This is a genomic window from Acetobacter sp. UBA5411 (assembly GCF_002409645.1).
Taxonomy (GTDB): Bacteria; Pseudomonadota; Alphaproteobacteria; order Acetobacterales; family Acetobacteraceae; genus Acetobacter.
Genome location: NZ_DHNR01000005.1, coordinates 308980 through 332906 on the forward strand (window position 1 = coordinate 308980; position 23927 = coordinate 332906).

A 23927-nucleotide genomic window follows, 5' to 3' on the forward strand; every position below is an offset into this window, starting at 1 on the left:
GTTACTACGTTCCACAGCTTCATCCTTCAGGAGCGAGCGGTCGTCGGGCAGCTGCGTTGTTTATCTTTTTCTCCTCAGAACACTCTCCGTTACGCCGGACGATATCCCCTTCGTTTCTTTTTCCTGACATATGAGGGCGAAAACAGCATTTCGCATGCTTGGGATGATTTTATATTTTATCAAAACATTGCTGGAACGGGGTGCGTTTACGTCTGGTTTGAGACTTCAGACCTGTACAAATTCGCGCATTTCCTGCCCCATCTTACAAAAGAAAATGCGCTCATCATGGCACGCCGCAACATACGCGTCTTCGACAAGTGCCCATCACGTCATTGCACTATCGAATATACAAGAGATTCTCTTACCCGAAGTAGGGCCTAACAAAGGACCGCCCCTTCCTCTAACCATTAGCCATTTATTTATTCAAAATATGGATAATCGTGATAATTATATCGCATATATAATTATCCTGATGACCACACGATTTCTCGATGTGACGAAACATAAATATGCGTGCAGCGTATGTATTATCTGCCATGCAAGAGCAGCATGGGTTTCGACGGCGTCAGGCTGCAAAAAGAATGAAAAACAAACATCGCATCGCCCCCTCTGGAAAACTGTCCCGTTCCCTGATCGGCCAGTTGATCTTTTCGACTGCACTGGCTGGCCTCCCCGGGATGCTGCCGGTTTCCGCTATGGCTGAGACGGCGCCAAACGCCAACGTGAATCACCACGCGCAGATTCCGGAGGAATATCGCAGCACCCCCAAAACTGTGACACCACCGGTCCCCAGATCGAACCCCTGGAGCAGCAGCCTTCTGCCGCCTCTGGAATCGCGTCCGGAAAACTATGCACAGCCGCAGACCCTGATGCTGACAAAACAGCAGTCAAACCCGGCTCTGCTGCATCAGGGCCCATGGGGGATCTTCAACTCCAACACCGGCGCGGCCTCAGGCTGGGGCACCGTGGGCTACTACGCGATCTCCCGCTGGGCGGAAGACTGGTCCAATCTGCGGGACAAGAAGAATCGCATCGACTTCATGGACCCGCTGAAATACATCCCGCTGAATGACAGCGGATCGATCTATCTGTCTTTCAGCGGCAACTTCCGTCAGCACAATTTTTATGATCAGCGGGCAGGTTTCGGACAGACCAAGAAAGATCCGGCCTATCGTAACAACTTCCGCTGGAACGTCGGTGCTGATCTGCATCTCGGCGAGCACGTCCGTCTGTATGGCGAACTGCTGAGCGCTCAGGCCGGCGGCACGAACTATTACGGCTATGCCAATGGCCGCTGGCGCAGCAAACTCGACGCCCAGCAGGCTTTCGTCGAGGTCAAGGGGCATCTTCTCAACGCCAACATGGGCGTGATGGTCGGCCGCATGACCTTTCTTGACGCACCCCCCTACTTCACGGCCGGATCAGTCTACCCAGCGGTTCCGTTCTCCTGGAACGGCGTGCGCGTCTATTCTTTCTGGAAGAATTTCCGTGCGGACTTTTTCGACCTGACGCTGACAAACTGGACACAGAAGAATGTGCCGTTCAGCGATCAGGTCGGTTACAAGACGCGGCTTTTCGGAGCCTACACGTCATACGCCGTGCCGTCCTTCACGTTCCTCGGTAAGAAAAGTCAGATCTTTGTCGATACCTACTATTTCGGCTTTATCATGGCTTCAGCGCCAATAGCCCAGCAGACCGGCACGATGGCGGGTTCTACGCACCGCGATAATCCCGGCATGCGTATCTGGGGCAATGCCGGTCCTCTGGAATTCTCCGCCGGCGGCGCCTGGCAGGGAGGCTCTTTCAACGCCGCCAACAATGGACCGTCCCGCCCTGTCAGCGCCTATTCCTTCAATGCGCAGGCATCATGGCGTTTCGCCAAATGGTGGGGGCGTCCGGCCATCGGTATCCAGGCGGACGATATCTCCGGCGGTAATTACAACAAGAGCAAGACAAGCTCATGGGGCAGCTACCTGTCGCCCTTCGTACCGTCAGCCTACTACCTCGATATCAGCACCTATCTGGGCAACCAGAACCTGATTGATGTCGGCCCTATTCTCACGATGTCGCCCACACCGAACACAACCCTGCTGGCGAAAGTGCCGGTCGTCTGGCGCAACAGCACCAATGACGCAATTTACGCGAGCGGAACGGCGGCTTACGGCCTGCGCCCTCATGGCGGTTACACAGCTACCCTCCCGCAGGCCAGCTTCACCTGGCGTGCGACCCGCCACATCACGCTCAGCATCGACGGAGAATACATCTTTGCGGGCAAGGCGATGATCAAGGCAGGCGCTTCGTCCGGTGCCTACGTGCAGAGCAACCTTGAACTAACGTTCTGATCGTGTATCGAACCCGCAGCCTGCGTCACGACACAGGCTGCTCACCCAGAGTTGCTGGAGGGATATCTTTATGAACTCCCCGATTCCGGCCAGTTGAACCACACTCTTGTGTCGCTTTTTTCCGGAATACAGGCCGCAATGACATCATCACCCTCCGACCAGATGACCAACCTCCAGCGTCTGCGCGGCATCTTTTCCGGCTCGGCAGGCAATCTGCTCGAATATTTCGACTGGTATGTCTATTCGGCCTTTGCGCTCTATTTCGCGCACGCCTTCTTCCCCGGACATGATCACACCGCCGAACTGCTGAACACGGCAGCCGTCTTCGCCGTCGGCTTCCTGATGCGCCCCGTCGGCGGCTGGCTGATGGGCGTCGTCGCCGACCAGTATGGCCGCAAACGCGCCCTCACCCTGTCAGTCGGCGCGATGTGTATCGGCTCTCTGGCCATAGCCCTCTGCCCGACCTATGCCCAGATCGGGCTTGCTGCTCCCATCATCCTCGTTCTGGCGCGTCTGGTTCAGGGCTTGAGTCTGGGAGGAGAATACGGCGCTTCGGCAACCTACATCGCAGAAGTCTCACAGCCCGAGCATCGTGGCTTCTGGTCCGGGTTTCTCTACGTCACGCTGATCATGGGGCAACTGGGCGCAATGGCCGTGCTCCTGCTCATGCAATATCTGTTTCTGACGCCGGAACAGATCAATGCATGGGGCTGGCGTATCCCGTTCCTGCTTGGCGCAGCGGGTGCTGTTCTGATCTTCTGGCTGCGTCGGAACATGGAGGAAAGCACGGCCTTCAAGAAATCCGAGCAGGCGCATGAAGGTGGCGGCCTGAAAGTTCTGCTCCGTCACAAGCGCGCCGTGCTGACGGTCGTGGGTCTGACGCTTGGAGGCACGGTCGCGTTCTACACCTACACCATCTACATGCAGAAGTTCCTCGCCAACTCGCTGGACTTCGGCAAGGACGAGGCGACGCTGATCTCCTCCGCCTCGCTGCTGGTGTTCGCCGTGGCTCAGCCGCTGTTCGGCGCAGTGTCGGACCGGGTCGGTCGCAAACCTCTGCTGATTGCGTTTGGCGTTCTTGGAACACTCTGCACCGTTCCGCTGATGACCCTGCTGGCTGACACCCATTCCAAGCTCGGGGCCTTCGCCCTGATCACCGTCGCCCTGCTGATGGCGTCGGGCTACACCTCGATTAACGCCATTGTGAAAGCCGAACTGTTCCCCACCCGTATCCGCGCACTGGGTGTTGCGTTCCCTTATGCCGTGACTGTGTCAGTCTTCGGTGGCACAGCGGAATATATCGCGCTCTGGTGCCGACATGCGGGTCATGAAGGCTGGTTTGCGTGGTATGTCTCGGCCTGCGCCTGCTGCACGCTGATCACGGCGCTGACGCTTCCGGCGCGGGGCTCAACCCTGCCGGATAATGGAAGCTGAGCAGGCAGAGTTACGTTTTTTAAACAGGAGAGCTCATACCAAACGACAAGTCGAGAACGGCTCGCATTTGGCTTCCCTCCACGATTACTTCATGGTGTCCTACCTCGATCTTCCCTCGCAGGAGTCCTCCCATGAACAAACACGCCCATATCGCGCTTGAGTCGCTTCTGTCCCGCTCCTCCACGGATGCCCTGACCAAGCCCGCCCCCAAGGGTGAGGAACTGGAGACAATCCTTTCAGCCGTCATGCGTGCGCCCGATCACGGCAAGCTGCGCCCCTGGCGGCTGGTCGTGGTCAAGGGCGACGCGCGCGTCAAACTCGCGGAAAAGATTGTCGAGAGCATGAAGCGGCTCCATGCGGACCCGGACCCGAAGAAGCTGGAAAAGCGCTACAAGCGTTTTTCCACCATGCCGATGACCATTGTTCTGGGCATGCATCTACGTCCTGATGACAAGATTCCCCTGCTTGAACAGGAACTCGCTGTCGGCGCTGCGGGCATGAATCTTCTGAATGCCCTTCATGCGGCTGGATATGGCGCGGTATGGGTCTCCGGTGATGTCGCCTATGATCCGGTGCTGGCGGAAGAACTGGGCTTCCCTGCCCCTCATGCGCTGGCGGGTTTCTTCTTTGTCGGCACGCCGGAGAAGAAGGATCATGAAACGAAACGTCGCCCTGTCGCGCCTTACGTGGCCGAGTGGACTGGCGAACCGGTTTCCTTCGACGCCGACAAGGATTAAGAACTGGTCGTCATGAGCACCTTTTCCGATCACGATATGGCCCCGGATCACGACGTCACCATCGTTGGAGGCGGTCCTGTCGGGCTTGCCGCAGCGCTGGCGCTGGACGCCGCTGGCCTTTCGGTGGCCGTTCTGGAACGCGCTCCCGGAGCAGTCTGGGCCGAGCCTTCCTTCGATGGCCGGGAAATTGCTCTGACCTATCACGCGCGGGCGCTGCTCGAACGGCTGGGCGCGTGGCGGCACATCCCGGAAAGTGTGATCTGCCCGTTGAACGAGGCCCGTATCGAGACGGGACGCGGCAATCATCCCCTGATCTTTGAAGCGGATCGGCCCGCCGGAACCAAGGAAGCGCCTCTCGGCTGGCTGGTCTCGAACAACATGATCCGCCGCGCCCTGTATGCCGAAGCTTCCGAGCGATCGGGGATTACCCTTCTGCCGGACGTCACGGTCGAAACCGTGCGTCAGGATACGGCGACTGCTGTGGTCCACTGTCAGGGGGCAGAGCCTCGTCGGGTGCGGACACGGCTAGTCATCGCCGCCGATGGGCGTTTTTCTCCCACACGGCGTCGGGCCGGAATCGGGGCCGTAATCCACGATTTCGAACGGATGATGATGGTCTGCCGTATGGCGCATGACCTGCCGCATCATAACGTCGCGCTCCAGTGGTTTGCCGAGGGGCAGACCATCGCGCTTCTGCCGGTGAACGGACATGCTTCTTCACTGGTCCTGACGCTTCCTCCTGCCGAAATCCAGCGCCTGATGCACACCGAGCAGGATGCGTTCAATGCCGAGGTCATGGAGCGTGTCGGCAATCGGCTGGGTGCCATGCGGCTGGTCAGCACGCGACACGCCTATCCGCTCAAATGTGTCTATGCCCATCGCTTCGCCGCCCGACGGCTGGCGCTTCTGGGGGATGCCGCTGTCGGGATGCACCCGATCACAGCGCATGGCTTCAATCTGGGCCTGCGTGGCGCGGAAGTTCTGGCTGGCGAAGTGGCAGCGGCTTTTTCCCGCGGTCAGGACATTGGATCAGCGGCGGTGCTGCGTCGTTTTGAAAAGAAACATCGCGCAGCCACGATGCCGCTCTTTGCCGCCACGAACGGAATTGCGACGCTTTATACGCACGACGCCGTCCCGTTCCGTCTGCTCCGCAGCCTCGGCCTTCGGGTTGCGGATGCTCTTCCGCCGTTGAAATCAGCCGTCACCGGCATGCTGATGGATCGCTCCCCCGCCGCCTGACGCGGGATGAAGCGGACAGGCGAATCCTGTCCGGGGAAACTGTTTGTCAATTTTTACACGGCACTGTGTCTCCAGAAGGAGACGTCTGCCGCATGGACAACACGACCTATATCGCGCTGTCACGCATGGACGCAGAGCAACGCGCCATGAGCGTGCTCGCGAACAATATTGCAAACGGTTCAACCGCTGGCTTCAAATCAGGGCACGTTCAATTTGCCGATTATCTTTCAAGGCTGAAGGACGGTCCGCATGCGCCCGGCGAGAATCCGGAAGTCTATGTGCAGGACCGCGCGACCTATCGTGACTTCACGCAGGGCGCTCTCACGCAGACCGGCAACCCGCTCGACATCGCCATCACCGGCGAGGGCTTCTTCTCCGTGATGACCGAGCAGGGCGTGCGCCTGACCCGCAACGGTCGTTTCCAGCGCCTGTCCGACGGAAGCGTCACGGATGCTGCCGGTCACGCCCTGCTAGACCGCACGGGGCAGCCCATCGTGCTGCGCCCTCAGGATCGCACCGTCAGCATTGCCTCAGACGGCACCCTGTCCACGGAAAATGGTGTGGCTGCGGAAATCGGCCTCGTCCGGGTGGCCAACAACCATGACCTGCACGGAGAAGGCAGCGAACTTTTCCGGGCAAGCACGCCAACGACACAACTGGACGTCAAGGAACTCCGGCAGGGGATGCTGGAGGGCAGCAACGTCAACATGATGAGCGAGACGACAAATCTCGTCGAGCTGCAACGTGATTTCCAGATTACGGCCAATCTTGTCGAGAGTGAATCAACACGTCGCCAGAATGCGATCGACAAGCTCACCCAGACCCAATCCTGACCCGCCTTCCATCCTGATCTGACACAGACGAAAGCTTACCGACATGATGCGTTCTCTCGATATTGCCGGAACCGGCATGCAGGCCCAGCAGACGAATGTGGAGGTCATCGCCAACAATATCGCCAACATGACGACGACGGGTTTCAAGCGTCGCCGTCCGGAATTTCAGGATCTGATCTATCAGGACATGCGTCGTGTCGGCACGATGAGTTCCGACAGCGGCACTCTGGTTCCGGCTGGCGCACAGGTGGGCCTTGGTGTCCGCACGGCGGGCATTTACCGAATCAACGTGCAGGGCACGCTGGAGCAGACAAACAACAGTCTGGATCTTGCCATTGAGGGTCCGGGATATTTTCAGGTCACCCTGCCTTCCGGTGAATATGCCTATACCCGTGATGGCACGTTTTCCCTATCCGACACCGGACAGATCGTGACAGCGGATGGTTATCCTGTCAGTCCCGGCATTACGGTCCCGAACAACGCCCAGACCATAACGGTTGATCAGACCGGTCAGGTGCAGGTGACAGTTTCAGGTCAGACCCAGTCAACGGTTGTCGGTCAGCTCCAGATGGCGACCTTCCAGAACGAAAACGGTCTGGCCGCCATGGGTCAGAACCTGTTCACCGAGACCCAGTCCTCCGGCAACGCCATCACTGGCACAGGACAGAGTGTTGGTTTCGGTGATGTCCGGCAGGGCTATGTCGAAGAATCCAACGTCAACGTGGTGACTGAAATCACGGATCTCATCACCGCCCAACGCGCTTATGAGATGAACAGTAAAGTTATCACGGCCTCCGATGAAATGCTGCAGACCCTGACAGGACTGAAATGAGGCGTATAGCCCTTCATTTTTTTGCCGCATGCCTTGTGGGGGGATGCCTGAACATCGCTCCCGCGGATGCAGCGAGTCTTCGTCGGACAAGCGTGCTGCATCATTCACAGGTAAAACTCTCAGACCTTTTCAATGGGATCGCACCCGATCAGGATTGCGATCTTGGTCCCGCCCCTGCGCCGGGACAAAGCCTTACTATCAGCGCGCCGCAGCTACAGGCGATTGCCCAGCAATACGGCATTGACTGGCCGGAAATGTCTGATTTGGCGCAGGCTACGCTCACTCGAGCCAGCCATACGGTGTCACGTGATGACATCATGCCGCTGATCGTCGATGGATTAAAGACGCGAGGCGTTTCGGATAGCGCCACCATCGAACTCACAAACTTTTCCGGACCAACGGTCGCAGCCGAACTGGCGAATAATCCGCAATTATCGAACATTGTTTACGATGCTTCGCATGGCAGGTTTTCAGCATTTTTTTCCATCACATCCGATGATTCCACGCAGTCGTTCCGTGCGGATGGAACAGTCAGTTCCCGTGTAAAGGTTGTGACAGCACGCACCGATCTGCCTGCAGGACAGATTATCGAACAGCCGGACATTGAAATCGCCGAGGTCGATTCACGATCAGTGCCAACCCGAGCCATCTTTGATCCCGCCGATATCATTGGCCAGTCCACACGACGGGCCGTTCGTGCCCACACACCCCTTACCTCCGAGATGACATCGCGTATCGATCTTATTGAAAAAGGGTCGCCTATTATTCTCGATGTTTCTTCATCAGGCCTTCATCTTACCGCAGCAGGAGTAGCATTGGACTCCGGCGCTCAGGGCGAACGGATTCATGCGTTGAATCCCACATCGCGAATGGTCGTTGTTGGTCAGATTATCGACAGGACACGCATCGCGGTAACCCCTGGAACGGCTCCAACTCCTGCCGATTCCAGAGAGATGCGCTCTGCAGGAATCAGGGCGCCGAAAAATATCTAGACATTTCCAGATTGGATCAGATTTTTTTTCATGAAACGTTCTTTATTGCTTCTTCCCCTCCTCAGCCTGTCAGCCTGTAATGGTGGCATTGGAAGTCTGAGCGAAATCGGACATCCTCCGGCAATGACGCGGACACAGGATCCGACACGCGACACGACCTACAGACCTGTCACGATGCCCATGCCTCCCCTGCAGCCACCTCCAGCTGAGGTCGCCAGCCTCTGGAGACCGGGAAGCCGAGCGTTTTTCAAGGATCAGCGTGCTGCACAGGTCGGTGATCTTGTGACTGTTATTGTCGACATCACAGACAATGCCACAATGGTTGATAATACAAGCGCAAGTGGCGGCGGCAGCGAAAGCATGGGTATACCGAGCCTTTTCGGTTTCCACGGCAAGGCCATTTCCCACATCACGGGTTCCAGCGCTCTTTCAACATCCAGCAACAACAGCAACACCGCCGCCGGACGGATCAGCAGAAACGAAACTGTGACCGTCAGGGTAGCAGGCACAATCACACAAGTCCTCCCTAACGGTAATTTCGTTGTCGTGGGAAGGCAGGAAGTCCGTGTGAACAGCGAACTCCGCGAACTACAGGTAACGGGTGTTGTCCGGCCACAGGACATCACAGCAGACAACACAGTTACTCATGACCGCATGGCTGAAGCCCGGATTTCCTATGGTGGGCGAGGACAACTCTCCATTCTTCAAACACCACGGTATGGCCAGCAATTACTGGATGCTGTTGCGCCATTCTGACAGCATATATGCCTGACATTACCCACTCATGTATCCTTTAATATACATATTTTATCAGGAGTGATGAAATCTCTACTCCTCCTGATACAGTAGAGTTTCTTTCCTGGACCATGGAATCTACCTGATTGCCCGTCCAATCAGGTAGCTTGGGACGAAAAATGCCAAATCTGACGCGTTAGCGATGACGTTATTCATCCCGTTATTTTTCAACTCCATTGTGCGCAAAACAAAAGGGCATACTGTCGTGACTTTCACACGTCTATGCAGACAGAATCTTTTGAACACATGAGAGTTTTCGCAATACCAAAGACTGGTTCAAAATCCCCTTACCGTCCTCAAAGGTTTGAGCTTTCGTAAGAAGAAGTTACATCCAGGCGGCTAAACATCAGAATCAATGTCACCAGATATATCTCATACTACATTTGTCTCTCGTTCACCCCGCATGAAAAAGTCCTCATAAGAATCTGCTCAGTCATGTCACAACACGCCATATCACCAATAGAAAGCCATGCCTCCCAATCTTGTGACAAAGTCAGGATTATGGCCAATTGCATGAAGTCCATTAACTGATCACAATATTTTATAGTCATACTGCTTTACGGCAAACAAAACCCAACTGAGAATCAAACACTCTCCCTCATTTCAACTCTGATAGAACCTTGAAAAATCCCGAAATTCTCAGTATAAACAAATAAGATAATTTATGAGTTTGTTTACTTTACTCGTTAAAACAGAAAGAAACAGATATGATTCCGAAAGCATGCGAGATAGGTATTGCAATTACAACATACAATAGAAAAGAAATGGTTTGTGCTCTTGTCGAAAGAATACGACAACTAACAAAAGAGAATTATTTTCTGGTTGTATGCGATGATGGATCGACAGATGGAACAATTGAAGCCTTAAAAAAATTAGGAGTCACAGTTATAGGCGGTATCAATAAAGGCATTGCCTGGAATAAAAATAGAGGGCTTTTCTTTTTCTCAAACATTTGCAAAGCAGACTCCATTATTTTAATGGATGATGATGTTTTTCCAAATATGTTTGGCTGGGCACAAGAGTGGGCTTACGGCAGCTACCGTGTTGGTCATGTAAATTATGTGCCTCATTTTTATGACAGATCGTCCCCACGGCGTCCGATGACCGCCATGAATCTGGGAGTGGGGCACATGATCGGCGGCATGTTGCTAGCGCAGAATGCGAAAGCTTTGGCATCTGTGGGTTATATGGATACCCGATTTGGGCGTTACGGGCATGAACATACAGATTTCTCCCTGCGATTTTTAAGAGCTGGTTTTGGGGGAGTGCGCGTTCTCTGGAATGGAGAAATGCATAATAGATTTTATCTAATGGACAGCGGTATTGAGTTGAAGGAAGCAAAGAGCTCTGGCCAGGAAGCCGATCTGGAGCGAAATGCAAATCTTCTGACCGCTTTGCAGAAAGAGCCTATCTACCGTTCTGCGTGGAACAATGAAGAGGAAAAGAGGGATTTCTTACAGGAATTTGGAACTGGATTTTTTGAAATGGAAGCACCTCCCCTCGCTGGAACTGTTTTTAATGCCGATAGTTATCTCTCTTTAAACCCCGATATTTCGCATTCTGGCTGGGATAGTTTTGCCCATTATATTGAGCACGGCTTACGGGAAAACAGAAAATTTTAAGTAATTTTTCCATGTTTGCGTGATGCATTTACTTTTTATATTTTAATATTTCCGAGCCCACACGAAGGAATATTCATGATTGTCCCATGTGAACGTGAAAATCTGTCATATGATCTTCTTAGTAAAGACATGGAAGTGTTTGAATATAAAACAGCTCTCGCTATCCCTTCCAGTGAAAGGCTACTTGAGGATTTTTCTGGTATTTATGATAAATATGGTCGTATCATATCAGCAGGTTCTCTATTCAGGGGACCTGAACTAGATTATGTGATGGGGAAAAACCATTATATTCTTGGGAAATTCAATCCCAGAAGTGCTTTTCCTTCTGTTTCAGATGTTTATTGGGGCGGTTTTTTTGTAGGCCATTACGGTCATTTTATAATGGATACACTACCTCGGTGGTGGAACTACAAAAAATTTAAAAATATTGGTTATAAAATTGCTTTGAATAGCCCTCTAAGTAGAGAAAAAATTCTTTCCTTGTCTTGGTTTCGTGAATTTTTATTTCTTCTTGATATAGATGAAAGTGATCTTATAGTTTTTATGTTTCCGGTAATTATTAAAAATCTTATTGTCGCAGAATCTCCTATGATGGATAGGAATTGCGTAAATGAAGAGTTGGCCAAATTTTATCAATCAATTGGCGATAAAGCGACTGGGCATTCTGATCCAGAATTGCGTTCAATAAAAAATGTATATCTTACCAGAGAAAATTTAAAATATGGGGGATTGTACATAAAAAATGAAAAGGAGATATCAGGGGCTTTAATGAAAAATGGATTTTCCATTGTAAGTCCCGAGAATTTATCTTTATGTGATCAGCTTTCTCTTTTCAGAAATAAAAACATAACAGGGTTTGTTGGATCTGCATTTCATAATAGCGCTTTTAGTAAGGGCACTAACGGCCTTGCTTTGTCATTTTCAAAAAAAATCAACCGATCATATGCTCTTTTTGATGCTGTCAACGCAGCAAAGATTTCTTACTACCACATAGAAAACTATTCGATCGAAGGAAAGGAACATTTTGGTGGCTCTTTTTCTGTCCTCAATCCCGAAAAATTATTATCATTTATTGATAATTGGGTCTCTGGAAAAGTAGAAAACAACTTTCTTTATGAATTTTCAGACTGGGAAAAAGAAAATATTCCCTCACAGGCGATGGATCTTGATGGTCCATATAAAATCTATGATTACAAAGGGTTAGAGGCATATGTTCATCCACAGGAAAGCACGATCTGGTTTGGCAACAGTGGAAACGGCACGCCTTTTACTCACTCAGTACATGCATTTATCTCAGGAAATACCATATTCCTGATTGTAGCTCATAAAGATGCGCCTTTACTGCACATTGACGGCATGAATGATAGCTTATCGCCGGTTTTGATGCTGGATTTCCTTGGCGATAAAAGCCTTTGCGGCATGTCTTTTCAGAAAAAAGGTATGGTGACATCTTCTCTGATTAATGAAAACAATAAAGCAGTTATAAAAGGAACCGATTTCGGTGAGTGGGAAAAATTTCGGTTAGAAAAGGACAATAATATTATTTCTTGCGGTCGTTATGACAAAATAATCTCCTTAATAAAGAAACAAATTCATATATCAGGAAGAGAATCAATTTTGGAGAAGGTATCTATATTTTAGAAAATTCTTCATTACAAAAACGACGCTGTCATCGCCCTGTTAGACGTTCACCGCCGCAAAAGACGAACTGCCGGTCATGCCGGGCGATTGCAATCAACGTCTGGTTCGTCCGCTCAGCCAGCCGAAAAGCACGCTCAGTCGGGGCTGATACTGCGACAACAGTGGTCATGCCCGCGCATATTGTCTTGAGCGCCATTTCATAGGAATAACGGCTGGTCAGCAGACAGATTCCGTCGTCGGAAAGTGTGCCGTTGCGCATACGAATACCGATCAGCTTGTCGAGCGCATTGTGGCGACCGATATCTTCCCGGATCAGAAGAATCTCGCCCTCCCTGTTTGCCCACGCTGCTCCGTGGACCATGCGTGTCGCAGTATTCAGTGTCTGCCAATGGTCAAGATCCTGTAACGCACGACAGATCGCAGCCGACGAAACCTTGGGATTGAGCGCAAAAGGTGACTGACAGCTCGCATCCACTGAGGGCACATCGTCGCTGCCACAGATACCACAGCTCGAATGCCCGGTTTGGACTCGGGGTCTGCGCCGCAGCAACGCCGAAAGGCAGTCACCCGAAACCGTGATATCAAGCGTCGGACCATCTTCGTCTTCCGACATCACGACCGATCGGATCTGTTCCGCCCTCTCAATAATGCGTTCCGTCAGGCAGTAACCAAATGCGAAATCCGTCAGATGATCCGGCGTCAGCATCATCACGCCGTAGGGAAACATTCCATTGAAGACGAGTTTGACCGGCACCTCGTCGGCAATGTTCAGGTCGACCTCTCCCTCCGGATGATCAAGGCTCGTCACTTTCCTTGTATGAAATAAGGGAATCATGGCGTGCAGCCACCGCCCGTACCGAATAGACCTGCCGTTTCAGCCGACATGATGACAGGCTACCCATTCAATCTGACCATCCACATAATGCTCACGTTTCCAAATCGGCACGCGACGCTTGATCTCATCAATGACGTAACGGCAGGCCTTGAATGCGGCATCGCGATGGGGTGCGGCAACACCGATCCATACGGCGAGATCACCAACCGGCAGATAACCCGTCCGATGCATCGCACAGATCGCCGTGATGTCAAAACGTTCCATCACCTCGTCGAGAATGGACCGTCCCTCGGAAATGGCCAGAGGCGCAAACGCCTCATACTCGATGGCTGAAACGAGCCTTCCGTCGTTCGTCTGCCGCACCCATCCCTCGAAAGTGCAGAAACCGCCAGCCTCAGGCTTCAGAAGCGTTTCCCGTAGTGCGCCGATGTCGACGGCCCTATCGGCAATCAGAAAGCGGTTCATCCGCCACTGACCGGCGGAATGAACACCACATGGTCCCCCTCTTTCAGACTCTGGGTCCAGGGACGGAAAGCCGCATTCACGGCAACACGCATCTGCCCGGCAGGAAGCGCGAAGCCGTATGCCGCACGAAGTTCCTCATAAAGCGCCCCCGCCGTGGTCTCCGACGTCTCTCTCGTTTCAGCGCGACGACCAGCCTGTTCACCCAGTTGTGCGAAATATTCGAGTTCTATCCTTGGCATATCTGCTCCTGACAGCGGGCAAGTCTGACTTCAGCCTGCTCCCGCTCCTCGGGTGTATTGATATTGTCGAGTGCACCGGGCGTGCATGGCGGTAAAAGAGCCGTAACACCGCTGAGGAGCGCCTGCCGCGGCCCGACCCTGCCAGACGCTACCAGATGAGATAATATTTCCAGAGCCTCTGGTTCCCAGATGGTACAGAACGGTTCCGGCAACCCGTCATGCTCACTTCGGAACGCAACAGCCGTATAGTCCTCCCGACGGACCTGAATCAGCGCGTCAAGCGTTGGCGCATCCAGAAACGGCAGGTCGCATGCCAGTATCAGCCATGCGACATCAGGATATTCCTCATGAGCCGCGAGCAAACCTGCGGCAGGTCCGATTTCCTGAGACCTGTCGGTTATTCCAGGATAAACGCATCTCACGGCATCGGTTTTCTGGTCTTCCCGCAGGGATACGAAACAGCGGCTGACGCGCGGCGCAAGCAGGCTGAACGCACGGTCAAGTTGTGGCCGCCCCTCATAAGCAAGCGCCGCCTTGTCCTGTCCCATGCGCCGACTGACACCACCTGCGAGGACAAGTCCGTAAAGAGGCTTCATAAAACCGCAGTCACAGACATCGTCTTACCGACAAGACGCACCTCGCGGATTACCATGTCATGAGTGAAAACCGACCTTTCACCATTCATCGCATCACCCTCCGATATAGTGCATTTCAATTTTTCCCTCCGCCCTATCCTCAGGAGAAGCTTCAGCCCGGGACCGTCGTTCCTGACGCTCTTCGCTGTATCGGTCGGTGCGACGATGCCAAATGCCCGCCAGCGCCTGTCGGAGCGGCTCATCCTCGCCCCCCTGATCGGCATCACGCAGGACTGTCCGCAGGTCGGTGCCTTTCGTGGCGAAGAGACAGGTGAATAGCTGCCCATCCGAAGAAAGCCGCGCCCGCGAGCAATTTCCGCAAAACGGCGCACTGACCGAGGAGATGAACCCGATCTCTCCACCACCATCGACATAGCGGTAACGGGTAGCGACTTCGCCACGATAGGCGGGGGACACCGGATCAAGAGGCCAGAGCGCATCGATCCGCGTCATCATCTCGCGCGAGGTTACAACGTCAGCACGGTCCCAGCCGTTGCGATTGCCGACATCCATATATTCTATCAGGCGTACGATCACATCCGTATGCCGGAAGTGTGCAAGAAGTTTCGGGACACCCGCATCGTTCACGTCACGCTGCACAACCGTGTTGATCTTCACTCCATGTGGAAAACCGATTGCACGCGCAGCCTCAATACCATCCAGCACGGTTTGCAGATCACCGCGTCCCCCACTCATGCGCGCAAACACAGCCGGGTCCAGACTATCGAGACTCACGGTCACACGGTGCAGACCTGCTGCACGGAGCACCGCAGCCTGACGCGCCAGCAGCATCCCGTTGGTCGTGAGCGCGATATCTTCGATCCCCGGAATCCGCACAAGCCGCGCCACCAGTTCCGGCAGGTTTGGACGAAGCAGCGGTTCTCCTCCGGTCAGCCGCAACTTGGTCACGCCCAATTCAGCCGCAACTCTTGCCACCCGTTCGATTTCATCAAAATTCAGCCGTTCAGCAGGCGTCAGAAAACTGAAACCTTCATGATAAATCGAATCCGGCATGCAATAGGGACAGCGAAAATTGCACCGATCCATCACGGAAATTCGCAGATCCCTGAGCGGTCGATTGATCTGGTCTTTTGTGAGCCTGACGCTCGGCAAGAGTTCTGCATTCATGTTCTGAGGTCTTCGCTTTCCATCCGCGACATTATCCCCAGAGGGATAACGCCGCATTGAATGGGACATACTCAGCCGGCGATCCGGATTGGCGCTGCCGAGGCAATACTCGGCACCACTTTAACCGGAATGGCTTTGGCGGCTGGCGTGCCACTGATCTCGTCATAAAAATCAAGCGGCAGGAGCGGATTGAGTTCCGGGTAATATCCCGCGATAGCGCCACGCGGCATGGGGTAATCGAGGATTGTCAGCCCATCGACATACCGACGGCGTCCGTCCTCGCTATAGGTTTCCAGACCGATGACTGCTCCGTTTTCCAGCCCCCGATCTTCACGGTCCTCCTTGTTCATGAAAATGACCTGGCGATTGTTGTACACACCACGATACCGGTCACTGTTGCTGTAGATCGTGGTGTTGTACTGATCATGCGAGCGGATCGTCGCTAGACGCAGCATGGCCGGATCTTCGATGACGTCGTTGACTTCAAGTCCCGGCATGACGATGAAGTTCGCCTTGCCGTTCGGCGTTTTCCACACGCGTCGGCGCGGCGGAATATCGAGATGAAAACCGTGAGGATCTTTCATTTTCTCCGAAAAACCGGTGTAAATCTCGGGATAGACCTCCGCAATCCTGTCACGGATCAGCGTATAATCCTCGATATAATCTGCCCACGCTGTCTTCGAATGAGGCAGCGTCGCCATTGCTATGCGGCAGATGATCTCGGTTTCCGGTCTCACATCCGGGCTGACTGGTTCGAACACACCGCGCGACGGGGTCACGTTCGACATCGCATCTTCGATGGTGACGAACTGCTCTCCCTTGGATGTCCGGATGATCTCGGAGCGAGACACGACCGGCAGGATCAGTGCATCCTTGCCGTGAACCAGATGACCGCGATTGAGTTTGGTTGTGACGTTGACCGTCAGGTTCAGCCGTCCCATCGCTGCATAGGAACGCTCGGTATCCGGAATGGCGCGGGCGAAGTTTCCGCCCATGCCAAAGAAAACCTTTGCCGTGCCCTCTTCCATGGCCGCGACCGCTTCAACGACATGATGACCGTGCTCACGCGGCGGCTCGAAGCCAAAGACATCCCGCACGCGGTCCAGATAGGCCTGCGTTGGCTTCTCGTCGATGCCGACCGTGCGGTCGCCCTGCACGTTGGAATGCCCCCGGATCGGGGCGATACCGGCACCCTTCTTTCCGAAATTTCCTTTCAGAAGAAGCAGACTCGCCACCTGCTGAACAAGGTGAGAGCCTTCCTGATGCTGCGTCAGCCCCATCCCGTAGCAGATGATCGTCGCGTTCGATTTGGCGTAAATTCCGGCAATCCGACGGATCTGTTCTTCAGACACTCCGGATATGCGGGTGATATCCGCCCACGAGACCGACATCACATCCGCACGCAGCGCCTCCAGTCCCGCTGTGTGTTCCGCGATGAAGTCCTGATCCAGAACCTTCTCGCCACGTTCTTCGGCTTCGAACAGCGCGCGCATCATGCCTTTGAAAATGGCCAGATCGCCGCCAATACGCACATGCACGAATTCGCTGGAAATCGCGGTTGAACCGAATGTCCCCATCTGCAGGATGTCCTGCGGCTCGGTGAAGCGGATCAGCGCGCGTTCAGGCATCGGGTTGATCAGCACGACCGGAACGCCGCGTTTACGGGCCTCCACGAGGTTTGTCATCATACGCGGGGAATTGGTGCCCGTATTCTGTCCGATAACGAAGATTGCCTCGGCATGTTCGAAATCGGCCATGACAATTGTGCCTTTGCCGATGCCAATGGCTGGCGGCAGTCCCCGCGATGTCGGCTCGTGGCACATGTTCGAACAGTCGGGGAAATTGTTGGTCCCGAACTCGCGTACGAAGATGGAATAGAGAAACGCCGTTTCATTGGCCGTTCTGCCGGATGTGTAGAACTCCGCCTGATGCGGGCTGTCGAGCGCCTGAAGATGCTTGCCGATCAACGCGAACGCATCGTCCCATGCGACCGGAACATATTTGTCGGTTGCCGCATCGTAGCGCATCGGCTCGGTCAGACGCCCCTGCATCTCCAGCCAGTAATCGCTGCGCTCCATCAGTTCGGTGACAGTATGCTGGGCGAAGAACTCCCGCGTGACGCGCGCCTTGGTCACCTCATGCGCCAGCGCCTTGGCGCCGTTCTCGCAGAATTCAAGTGTCTTGCGATGATCGGGATCAGGGAAAGCGCAGCTCGGGCATTTGAAGCCGCCCGGCTGGTTCATTGCCAGCAGACCGCGTGATCCCTTGACCAGAACGCTCTGTTCCATGAGGACCTTGGCTGTCGCGTTCGCGGCTCCCCATCCACCAGCAGGATGATGATAGGGCTTGAATTCAGATTCTTTTTCTTTGTTCATGATATCAACCCTCTCCCTGAAGGATGCCGAACTCTTTCAATGCAGGCACGAAATTTTCATTTTCATGCTTCGATCTTGCGAGCTTGATCAGCGCAAATCGCTCAAGCGGCGATAGCCCGGCCCACTGCTGCGGCGTGGGAGCGGGCACACCGTCCGCCTCTGCCTGTGTCGATACCGCGTCCGGCATCTGATCCGCCTCGCGCCAGTCTTCAAACGTCAGAGGTGGCAGAAAGCGGACAGGCTCATCCGCCCGTGCCGCAATCAGATCCAGAACAAGGGCACGGTATGCTTCCTGTTTCGCGGGCGTATCGCAGCGCATCTCCACAAGCCTGCCCCGTTCCTCACGCGACAGCCGGCTCCACTGACGAAGCGTCATCTTGATGCCAACGATATCGAGCTTTTGCCGCGTGATCATGGGAATACAACGCAGCGAACCGGCGAAATCACGCTCAAATTCGAAAATCATGGGACTTTCAGACATTGTGCCTGCTCTTTCGGCCATCAGGAGAGATGCATTTTTCATTTGGGCACCAGAAGATGAAGTAACGAGGCTGCGATAAAGAATGCGGCGGTACTGACAATCCAGATGGCGGTAAGCCACGCCAACCGGATGCTCAGGTGACGGGACGCCCGCGAACCGTCACCCTTTACAATTTCAATGGTAGCCATCGGCTTCAGACACTTTTCCGCGAAACACGCGATAGGAGTAAATTGTGTAGGTCAGGATGATCGGCAGAAGGATGACGGTCCCGACAAGCTGGAAGAACTGGCTGGAAGGCGGCGACGACACGTCCCACAGGGTCAGCGTCGGCGGCACGGCATAGGGCCATACGGTAATGCCCAGACCGGACAGGCACAGAAAGAACCAGCCAAGAGCGCAAAGGAACGGCACACGAGAATGCCCTTTTCGCAGACTTGCAGCCAGCAGAAGACCAAACACGATCACGAGTACAGGCACCGGGGCCACGAACAGGATGTTCGGCCATTCCGTCCAGCGGCGGAGATAGGGCGCATGCAGCAGGGGCGTCCAGAAGCTGACAGCGACGATACATGTGAACAACCCGATCGCCAGTCGCCCCGCCCAGTGACGGCAAGAAGCTTCCAGAACGCCGGTCGTCCGCCATACCAGCCACGTTGCGCCAAGCAGGGCATAACCGCACATCACCGACAGTCCGCAAAGGATGGTGAATGGTGTCAGCCAGTCGAGTGATCCGCCTGAAAAAGCGCCGTCAGTAACCTTGACGCCCTGGATCACGCCGCCGAGGACCGATCCCTGACAGAACGCGGCAACCGCCGAGCCGATCATGAAACCAAGATCCCAGTGTCGTGCGCGGGGTGTGCCTCTGGTCATCACGCGAAATTCGAAGGCGACACCACGAAAGATCAGGGCAACCAGCATCAGCACGATCGGCAGATAGAAGGCAGGCAGCAGCGTGGCATAAGCGCCGGGGAAAACACCGTAGAGCACGGCCCCCCCCAGAACCATCCACGTCTCGTTACCGTCCCAGACCGGAGCGATCGTGCTGATCATGACATTGCGTCGTGTCTCGTCCCGTTCGAGCATGAACAGCATGCCGATGCCGAGATCGAACCCGTCAAGAATGACATAGATCGAGATCGCAGCGATCAGGATAACGGCCCAGATGATCGGCAGCCAGTGTGCAAAATCCATCATCTTTCAAGCACCTTTCTCAGCAGAAGCATCGACGATGGCGGGATGGGTTCGCGTCGCCAGAATATCGGAGGCATGGGACGGATCGGCGTCGTGTTCGCCTTCCTCGGGTTCACGGCCAAGCATGCGGACAAGAATGCCGAGACCCGAACCAAAAACGACGACGTAGACAACGACGAACACGGTCATCGACACCACCATGCTCGACAGCACGACTGGCGAAACACTCTGTGAAGTCCGCAGAAGTCCGTAAACGGTCCAGGGCTGACGACCGACCTCGGTGGTTATCCAGCCACACAGCAGGGCCAGAAACCCGGCGGGAGCCATACATAGCGCCACGCGATGAAAGGCCGGGCTGGTAAAGAGCGTGCTGTTCCGCCGATGCCAAAGCGACCAGAACCCGACCAGCATCATGAGAACACCCAGAGCCACCATGATACGGAACGAGAAGAAGATGACCGGAGACGGCGGCCGCTGGTCACGGGGGAAATCCTTCATTCCCGGCACCTTGCCGTCGAGGCTGTGTGTGAGGATCAGCGATCCCAGCAGCGGCACTCCGATGGCGTAATCCGTATGCTCGGTCTTCATGTTTGGGATACCGAACAGCAGTTCCGGCGCACGTCCTTCGCTGTTCCAATCGCCTTCCATCGCAGCCAGTTTGGCAGGCTGATATTTCAGCGTGTTCAGTCCGTGAGCATCGCCTGCAAGAATCTGGAGCGGCGCGACGATGGCCGCCATCCACATGGCCATTGAGAACATGACACGCACGGGCTCGCTTGAAATCCTGCCCTGCCGTCGCGCTTTCAGGAGGTGCCACGCGCCTGTTGCGCCAACGGCAAAAGCCACCGACAGGAAGGCCGCCAGCCCCATATGCACAAGGCGGAACGGAAAGGACGGATTGAAGATGATGGCCAGCCAGTCATCTGGCAGAAATTGTCCGTTGGCCGGGTCAATCCGGTAACCGCGCGGTGTCTGCATCCAAGAATTGGACGCCAGAATCCAGGTCATGGAGATCAGCGTGCCGACCGAGACGCAGCAGGTCGCGGCGAAATGCAACCCTCGTCCCACCTTGTTCATGCCGAACAGCATCACGCCGAGGAAGCCGGCCTCCATGAAGAAAGCGGTCATGACTTCGTAGGACAGCAGGACGCCGGTAATCGGTCCCGCCTTCTTTGAAAACACCGACCAGTTCGTGCCGAATTCGTAAGCCATGACCAGACCGGACACGACTCCCATGCCGAAGACGACGGAGAAGGCCTTGATCCAGTATCGGTAGAGATCGAGAAAAACCTGCCGACCGGTTGCCAGCCATAATCCTTCGAGAACAGCCAAGTATGCGGCAAGACCAATTGAAAAGGCTGGAAAGATAATATGAACGCCAACAGTAAAGGCGAACTGAAAACGTGCCAGAAGGAACGCTATATCATGAGCATTCTGCATTCATAACATCCAAGATCTTTTCGACATCTGAAAAGACGCCTTTTATTTATAAAGGGTGAACCTGCGTCGACAGTCAGAAGCAGTCATCCAGTAGCCGTCTGATGACGCGTCAAATTGTTGCACTGTTCATTTCGGGATTATTTAAAGGCCATTCCGACTCACCCGTCCAAGACCTTCTCTTTATAGTATTATATGCGTAGATTATATTATGATCTATATTCTATTAGATATGGTTATAATTCAGGATACGTGGTCAGTTCGCGCTCGGTAGCGTGAGGCTTGTACTTCCATCTGATCTGAGGTGTTTTTTCACTGTTTTCAGAGAGCGCGTGAATGCGTCGGTACTGTCTGAGCGACAACCAGTGGGAACGGATAAAGGATCTTATCCCGGGTCGTGAAGGTCATGCTGCCGGGACGATCCTGCGCTCTGCATTACCATGCGACATCAGTCTTAGACGGAACAAAGCCAAGAACATCTGCAAGGTGGGCACGATAGCGCGCGATCGTCTGGTCAACGTGTGGCTCCTTCATGACGTTCGTTGCCAGATACGTTGGAAGTGGAGTCATCCCCAGAAACTGATTGGCCTTGTGGAAAGGGAAATAGACCGCATCAATCCCCTTCCCTTCAAAGAACTGGGCCGGATCGACAAAGGCCTCTTCGGGAGCGTTCCATGTCAGGGAAAGCATGTAATGCTTCCCTTGCAGTAGGCCGCCTGAACCGTATTTGCGCTCAGGATGTGACGCGGCTGCGCCCATCATTGGCGTAAAGCGTGCCATGACCGGCAGTAAAAACTTCATCAATATATTTCTTGACGGTCCATGGCAGCGTCCATCCACCAGCCCGGCATCTGGTAGATGACCAGATCAGCCCAATGAATATTTTCAACTTCCGCCTGAATGTCGTACCCAGCGTCGATCTTTGTCTGCCTCGTGCTGAAACCCGCGTCCGACAGGACCGCAAGGGCGGCGTCGTGCAGCGTATCGTTCAGACGACCATGAGAATGGGCGAAAGCCTTTCCGCCATTCAGGAGGAGAATATTTTTCATCACAATAGTGTCCCGCAAAAAGTATCCCGGATACGCCTGACCAGAATTCAGAGCCGATTATCCGAAAGAATTTTCAATATGATGGCGTCTCGGCACATCAGCAGTGAGAGCGGCATCTGTTCCCTACGGAACATGATGAACTTGACAGGTTTTGATAATCCGTCGCTTCTCCATAGAACCTGTTTCATCAAAGGGGCGCTGATGGATAACCGGATTGGCGAAATGCAGATGTTTCTGCGTGTCGTGGAAAGCGGCAGTTTTTCCGAAGCAGCGCGTCTATCGATGACAACGCCCTCGACGATCAGCAAACTGATTGCCCGCGTTGAAACACGCCTTGGCGTACGCCTGCTCGAACGTTCGACACGTCGCCTTTCCGTCACACCGGAAGGGCAGCTTTACTACGAGCGTGCGCAGGCGCTGATCGCCGAACTTGACGATATGGAACATGCGCTCACAACAGGATCAGTTCGGCCAGGACGGCACTGTGCGCATCAATGCTTCGGTGGCCTTTGGAGCGCTCGCGCTCGAACCTCTCCTTCCAGAATTCTGGGACGCCTATCCAGATATCGTCGTTGACCTGTCGCTCTCCGATGAACTGACGGACCTTTATCTTGATCGCACTGATGTCGCCTTTCGGGTCGGACCGTTACAGGACTCAAATCTGACAGCCCGGCATATCGGCACGGCACGACGTAAGATTGTTGGATCGCCGGATTACCTAAGCCGGTTCGGCACGCCGCAAAGCATTGATGATCTGGACCGCCACAAATGCCTCGGCTTCAATTTCCGGCGTGCGGCCCCTGTCTGGCCGCTACAGGAGAAAGGCCGCATTGCCGATCGTATCGTCCGAGGCCCCCTGCTCGCCAATAACGGGGAAACGGTAAGACGCCTGACCCTACGGGGTGCGGGACTGGCGAGGCTTGGCGACTATCATGTGCGCGATGATCTCAAGGCCGGCCGTCTCGTTGAGGTTCTGGCTCATGCGGACGCGCAGGACGAAGAGGAGATCCATGCGCTCTATCTGGGCAGCAAACAGGCACCCCAGCGCGTGAGGGTGTTTCTTGACTTCGTTATTCCGCGCCTTCAGACATATATGCGCGCCTAACCTGCATGAAGACCATCCGATGTCGCGCTCGAAGTTCCGGAATATCTCCTCGGCGGCGCGTAAAGATTACGCAAGGATTACCGCAGTGGTGCTGGCAGACGGGAACCACGCCAGCGGGACCTGTGAACTGGCGAACGACCACTCCCCTCAATGGCACCGTAAACGAGTTCTTCTGATTCCTCACGCGGTATGCCGACTTTTGTATTCTGTAGAAATCGGCCCACGTCCCGACTTCAGTCGTTTATTTTACTGCAGGGCGATCCAGACGTTCGTGAATTACCAAGGTCGTCATACCCAGAACATTGCGTCAAATGCAGACGTCACCATGACGGCGGCCGAAAAGTTATATCTCGCCACCAAGAATAAGCCTCACCCTATGCAAAATTTGCGTTCTTGACCTTCAGGAGGGGGATGTCGGTCTTCATGCTACGCACGCCTTTGATCCGCGCAAGCTGTTCACTCTGAAAACGTCGCAGTCCTGGAAGGTCTTCTGCAATAACGCGCAACAGGAAATCACAAT

The 23927-nt window shown here is 54.3% G+C and carries 21 protein-coding genes and 2 pseudogenes; 11 read left to right on the forward strand and 12 right to left on the reverse strand.

From position 1 onward, the window contains the following. Window positions 1-581 precede the first annotated feature (581 nt). The 10 genes from B3759_RS02220 to B3759_RS02265 all read left to right on the forward strand — a co-directional run bounded on the left by B3759_RS02220 (window position 582) and on the right by B3759_RS02265 (window position 12467). Window positions 582-2342 carry an alginate export family protein gene (locus tag B3759_RS02220; RefSeq protein WP_291363193.1) on the forward strand — a complete coding sequence of 587 codons (1761 nt, stop codon included), beginning with the start codon at window positions 582-584 and terminating at the stop codon, window positions 2340-2342. A 162-nt stretch (window positions 2343-2504) separates the two neighbouring features. Next, a complete protein-coding gene (locus tag B3759_RS02225) occupies window positions 2505-3776 on the forward strand; it encodes an MFS transporter (protein WP_291363261.1) in 1272 nt (423 codons plus the stop codon). A 131-nt stretch (window positions 3777-3907) separates the two neighbouring features. After that, window positions 3908-4513: a nitroreductase family protein gene (locus B3759_RS02230; protein ID WP_010668453.1), complete on the forward strand. Its 606-nt coding sequence runs from the start codon at window positions 3908-3910 to the stop codon at window positions 4511-4513. A gap of 12 nt (window positions 4514-4525) precedes the next feature. After that, on the forward strand, window positions 4526-5752 hold the full coding sequence (gene ubiM, locus B3759_RS02235; protein WP_291363196.1) for a 5-demethoxyubiquinol-8 5-hydroxylase UbiM: 1227 nt from the start codon (window positions 4526-4528) through the stop codon (window positions 5750-5752). Window positions 5753-5844: 92 nt separating this feature from the next. After that, window positions 5845-6585 carry a flagellar basal-body rod protein FlgF gene (flgF, locus tag B3759_RS02240; protein ID WP_291363198.1) on the forward strand — a complete coding sequence of 247 codons (741 nt, stop codon included), beginning with the start codon at window positions 5845-5847 and terminating at the stop codon, window positions 6583-6585. A 46-nt stretch (window positions 6586-6631) separates the two neighbouring features. Continuing rightward, entirely contained in the window at window positions 6632-7417 is a 786-nt protein-coding gene (gene flgG / locus B3759_RS02245; protein ID WP_291363263.1) for a flagellar basal-body rod protein FlgG, read from the forward strand. Then, a complete protein-coding gene (flgA, locus tag B3759_RS02250) occupies window positions 7414-8409 on the forward strand; it encodes a flagellar basal body P-ring formation chaperone FlgA (protein ID WP_291363200.1) in 996 nt (331 codons plus the stop codon). Before flgG ends, flgA begins: the two co-directional genes overlap by 4 nt. Before the next feature lie 30 nt (window positions 8410-8439). Beyond that, on the forward strand, window positions 8440-9165 hold the full coding sequence (flgH, locus tag B3759_RS02255; RefSeq protein ID WP_291363202.1) for a flagellar basal body L-ring protein FlgH: 726 nt from the start codon (window positions 8440-8442) through the stop codon (window positions 9163-9165). 746 nt (window positions 9166-9911) lie between these two features. After that, entirely contained in the window at window positions 9912-10826 is a 915-nt protein-coding gene (locus B3759_RS02260) for a glycosyltransferase family 2 protein (protein ID WP_291363204.1), read from the forward strand. Between the two features lie 75 nt (window positions 10827-10901). Next, a complete protein-coding gene (locus tag B3759_RS02265) occupies window positions 10902-12467 on the forward strand; it encodes a glycosyltransferase family 61 protein (RefSeq protein ID WP_291363206.1) in 1566 nt (521 codons plus the stop codon). A 28-nt stretch (window positions 12468-12495) separates the two neighbouring features. Here B3759_RS02265 and fdhD read toward each other — a convergent pair whose 3' ends face one another. The 11 genes and pseudogenes from fdhD to B3759_RS02320 all read right to left on the reverse strand — a co-directional run bounded on the left by fdhD (window position 12496) and on the right by B3759_RS02320 (window position 22302). Then, on the reverse strand, window positions 12496-13302 hold the full coding sequence (fdhD, locus tag B3759_RS02270) for a formate dehydrogenase accessory sulfurtransferase FdhD (protein ID WP_291363208.1): 807 nt from the start codon (window positions 13300-13302) through the stop codon (window positions 12496-12498). Between the two features lie 39 nt (window positions 13303-13341). Continuing rightward, the gene (locus B3759_RS02275; protein WP_291363210.1) at window positions 13342-13767 is read right to left on the reverse strand and encodes a molybdenum cofactor biosynthesis protein MoaE; all 426 of its coding nucleotides are present in this window, start codon (window positions 13765-13767) and stop codon (window positions 13342-13344) included. Next, window positions 13764-14006, reverse strand: a complete 243-nt coding sequence (locus tag B3759_RS02280; RefSeq protein ID WP_291363212.1) for a MoaD/ThiS family protein — start codon at window positions 14004-14006, stop codon at window positions 13764-13766. Before B3759_RS02280 ends, B3759_RS02275 begins: the two co-directional genes overlap by 4 nt. Further along, window positions 13994-14602 carry an NTP transferase domain-containing protein gene (locus B3759_RS02285; protein WP_291363214.1) on the reverse strand — a complete coding sequence of 203 codons (609 nt, stop codon included), beginning with the start codon at window positions 14600-14602 and terminating at the stop codon, window positions 13994-13996. Before B3759_RS02285 ends, B3759_RS02280 begins: the two co-directional genes overlap by 13 nt. Window positions 14603-14695: 93 nt before the next feature. After that, window positions 14696-15769, reverse strand: coding sequence for a GTP 3',8-cyclase MoaA (gene moaA, locus B3759_RS02290; RefSeq protein ID WP_291363216.1), 1074 nt, complete (start codon window positions 15767-15769; stop codon window positions 14696-14698). A 71-nt stretch (window positions 15770-15840) separates the two neighbouring features. Further along, entirely contained in the window at window positions 15841-18144 is a 2304-nt protein-coding gene (locus B3759_RS02295; protein WP_291363218.1) for an FdhF/YdeP family oxidoreductase, read from the reverse strand. A gap of 4 nt (window positions 18145-18148) precedes the next feature. Next, window positions 18149-18610 carry a nitrate reductase associated protein gene (locus tag B3759_RS02300; protein WP_291363265.1) on the reverse strand — a complete coding sequence of 154 codons (462 nt, stop codon included), beginning with the start codon at window positions 18608-18610 and terminating at the stop codon, window positions 18149-18151. A gap of 53 nt (window positions 18611-18663) precedes the next feature. Then, window positions 18664-18813, reverse strand: coding sequence for a DUF2474 family protein (locus B3759_RS02305; RefSeq protein WP_291363220.1), 150 nt, complete (start codon window positions 18811-18813; stop codon window positions 18664-18666). Next, on the reverse strand, window positions 18800-19819 hold the full coding sequence (cydB, locus tag B3759_RS02310; RefSeq protein WP_099349150.1) for a cytochrome d ubiquinol oxidase subunit II: 1020 nt from the start codon (window positions 19817-19819) through the stop codon (window positions 18800-18802). The genes B3759_RS02305 and cydB overlap by 14 nt, the downstream gene beginning before the upstream one ends. Before the next feature lie 3 nt (window positions 19820-19822). Further along, window positions 19823-21256 carry a cytochrome ubiquinol oxidase subunit I gene (locus B3759_RS02315; RefSeq protein ID WP_291363223.1) on the reverse strand — a complete coding sequence of 478 codons (1434 nt, stop codon included), beginning with the start codon at window positions 21254-21256 and terminating at the stop codon, window positions 19823-19825. A gap of 432 nt (window positions 21257-21688) precedes the next feature. Then, window positions 21689-22302, reverse strand: a pseudogene (locus B3759_RS02320) (NAD(P)H-dependent oxidoreductase). A gap of 201 nt (window positions 22303-22503) precedes the next feature. Between B3759_RS02320 and B3759_RS02325 the strand changes: the two are divergent. Further along, window positions 22504-23407, forward strand: a pseudogene (locus B3759_RS02325) (LysR substrate-binding domain-containing protein). Window positions 23408-23781: 374 nt separating this feature from the next. On the opposite strand, the gene B3759_RS16830 reads toward B3759_RS02325, so the two are convergent. Continuing rightward, window positions 23782-23913: a hypothetical protein gene (locus tag B3759_RS16830; RefSeq protein ID WP_349679285.1), complete on the reverse strand. Its 132-nt coding sequence runs from the start codon at window positions 23911-23913 to the stop codon at window positions 23782-23784. Window positions 23914-23927: the final 14 nt, after the last annotated feature.

Excerpts from the sequence above, each read along its gene's own strand:
- fdhD (WP_291363208.1), bottom strand. The coding sequence starts at position 13,302 with ATGATTCCCTTATTTCATACAAGGAAAGTGACGAGCCTTGATCATCCG.
- B3759_RS02225 (WP_291363261.1), top strand. The coding sequence starts at position 2,505 with ATGACCAACCTCCAGCGTCTGCGCGGCATCTTTTCCGGCTCGGCAGGC.
- B3759_RS02300 (WP_291363265.1), bottom strand. The coding sequence starts at position 18,610 with ATGATTTTCGAATTTGAGCGTGATTTCGCCGGTTCGCTGCGTTGTATT.
- moaA (WP_291363216.1), bottom strand. The coding sequence starts at position 15,769 with ATGAATGCAGAACTCTTGCCGAGCGTCAGGCTCACAAAAGACCAGATC.
- flgF (WP_291363198.1), top strand. The coding sequence starts at position 5,845 with ATGGACAACACGACCTATATCGCGCTGTCACGCATGGACGCAGAGCAA.
- B3759_RS02220 (WP_291363193.1), top strand. The coding sequence starts at position 582 with ATGAAAAACAAACATCGCATCGCCCCCTCTGGAAAACTGTCCCGTTCC.
- ubiM (WP_291363196.1), top strand. The coding sequence starts at position 4,526 with ATGAGCACCTTTTCCGATCACGATATGGCCCCGGATCACGACGTCACC.
- flgH (WP_291363202.1), top strand. The coding sequence starts at position 8,440 with ATGAAACGTTCTTTATTGCTTCTTCCCCTCCTCAGCCTGTCAGCCTGT.
- B3759_RS02280 (WP_291363212.1), bottom strand. The coding sequence starts at position 14,006 with ATGCCAAGGATAGAACTCGAATATTTCGCACAACTGGGTGAACAGGCT.
- B3759_RS02265 (WP_291363206.1), top strand. The coding sequence starts at position 10,902 with ATGATTGTCCCATGTGAACGTGAAAATCTGTCATATGATCTTCTTAGT.
- flgA (WP_291363200.1), top strand. The coding sequence starts at position 7,414 with ATGAGGCGTATAGCCCTTCATTTTTTTGCCGCATGCCTTGTGGGGGGA.
- flgG (WP_291363263.1), top strand. The coding sequence starts at position 6,632 with ATGCGTTCTCTCGATATTGCCGGAACCGGCATGCAGGCCCAGCAGACG.
- B3759_RS02295 (WP_291363218.1), bottom strand. The coding sequence starts at position 18,144 with ATGAACAAAGAAAAAGAATCTGAATTCAAGCCCTATCATCATCCTGCT.
- B3759_RS02315 (WP_291363223.1), bottom strand. The coding sequence starts at position 21,256 with ATGCAGAATGCTCATGATATAGCGTTCCTTCTGGCACGTTTTCAGTTC.
- B3759_RS02285 (WP_291363214.1), bottom strand. The coding sequence starts at position 14,602 with ATGAAGCCTCTTTACGGACTTGTCCTCGCAGGTGGTGTCAGTCGGCGC.
- B3759_RS02305 (WP_291363220.1), bottom strand. The coding sequence starts at position 18,813 with ATGGCTACCATTGAAATTGTAAAGGGTGACGGTTCGCGGGCGTCCCGT.
- cydB (WP_099349150.1), bottom strand. The coding sequence starts at position 19,819 with ATGATGGATTTTGCACACTGGCTGCCGATCATCTGGGCCGTTATCCTG.
- B3759_RS02260 (WP_291363204.1), top strand. The coding sequence starts at position 9,912 with ATGATTCCGAAAGCATGCGAGATAGGTATTGCAATTACAACATACAAT.
- B3759_RS02230 (WP_010668453.1), top strand. The coding sequence starts at position 3,908 with ATGAACAAACACGCCCATATCGCGCTTGAGTCGCTTCTGTCCCGCTCC.
- B3759_RS02275 (WP_291363210.1), bottom strand. The coding sequence starts at position 13,767 with ATGAACCGCTTTCTGATTGCCGATAGGGCCGTCGACATCGGCGCACTA.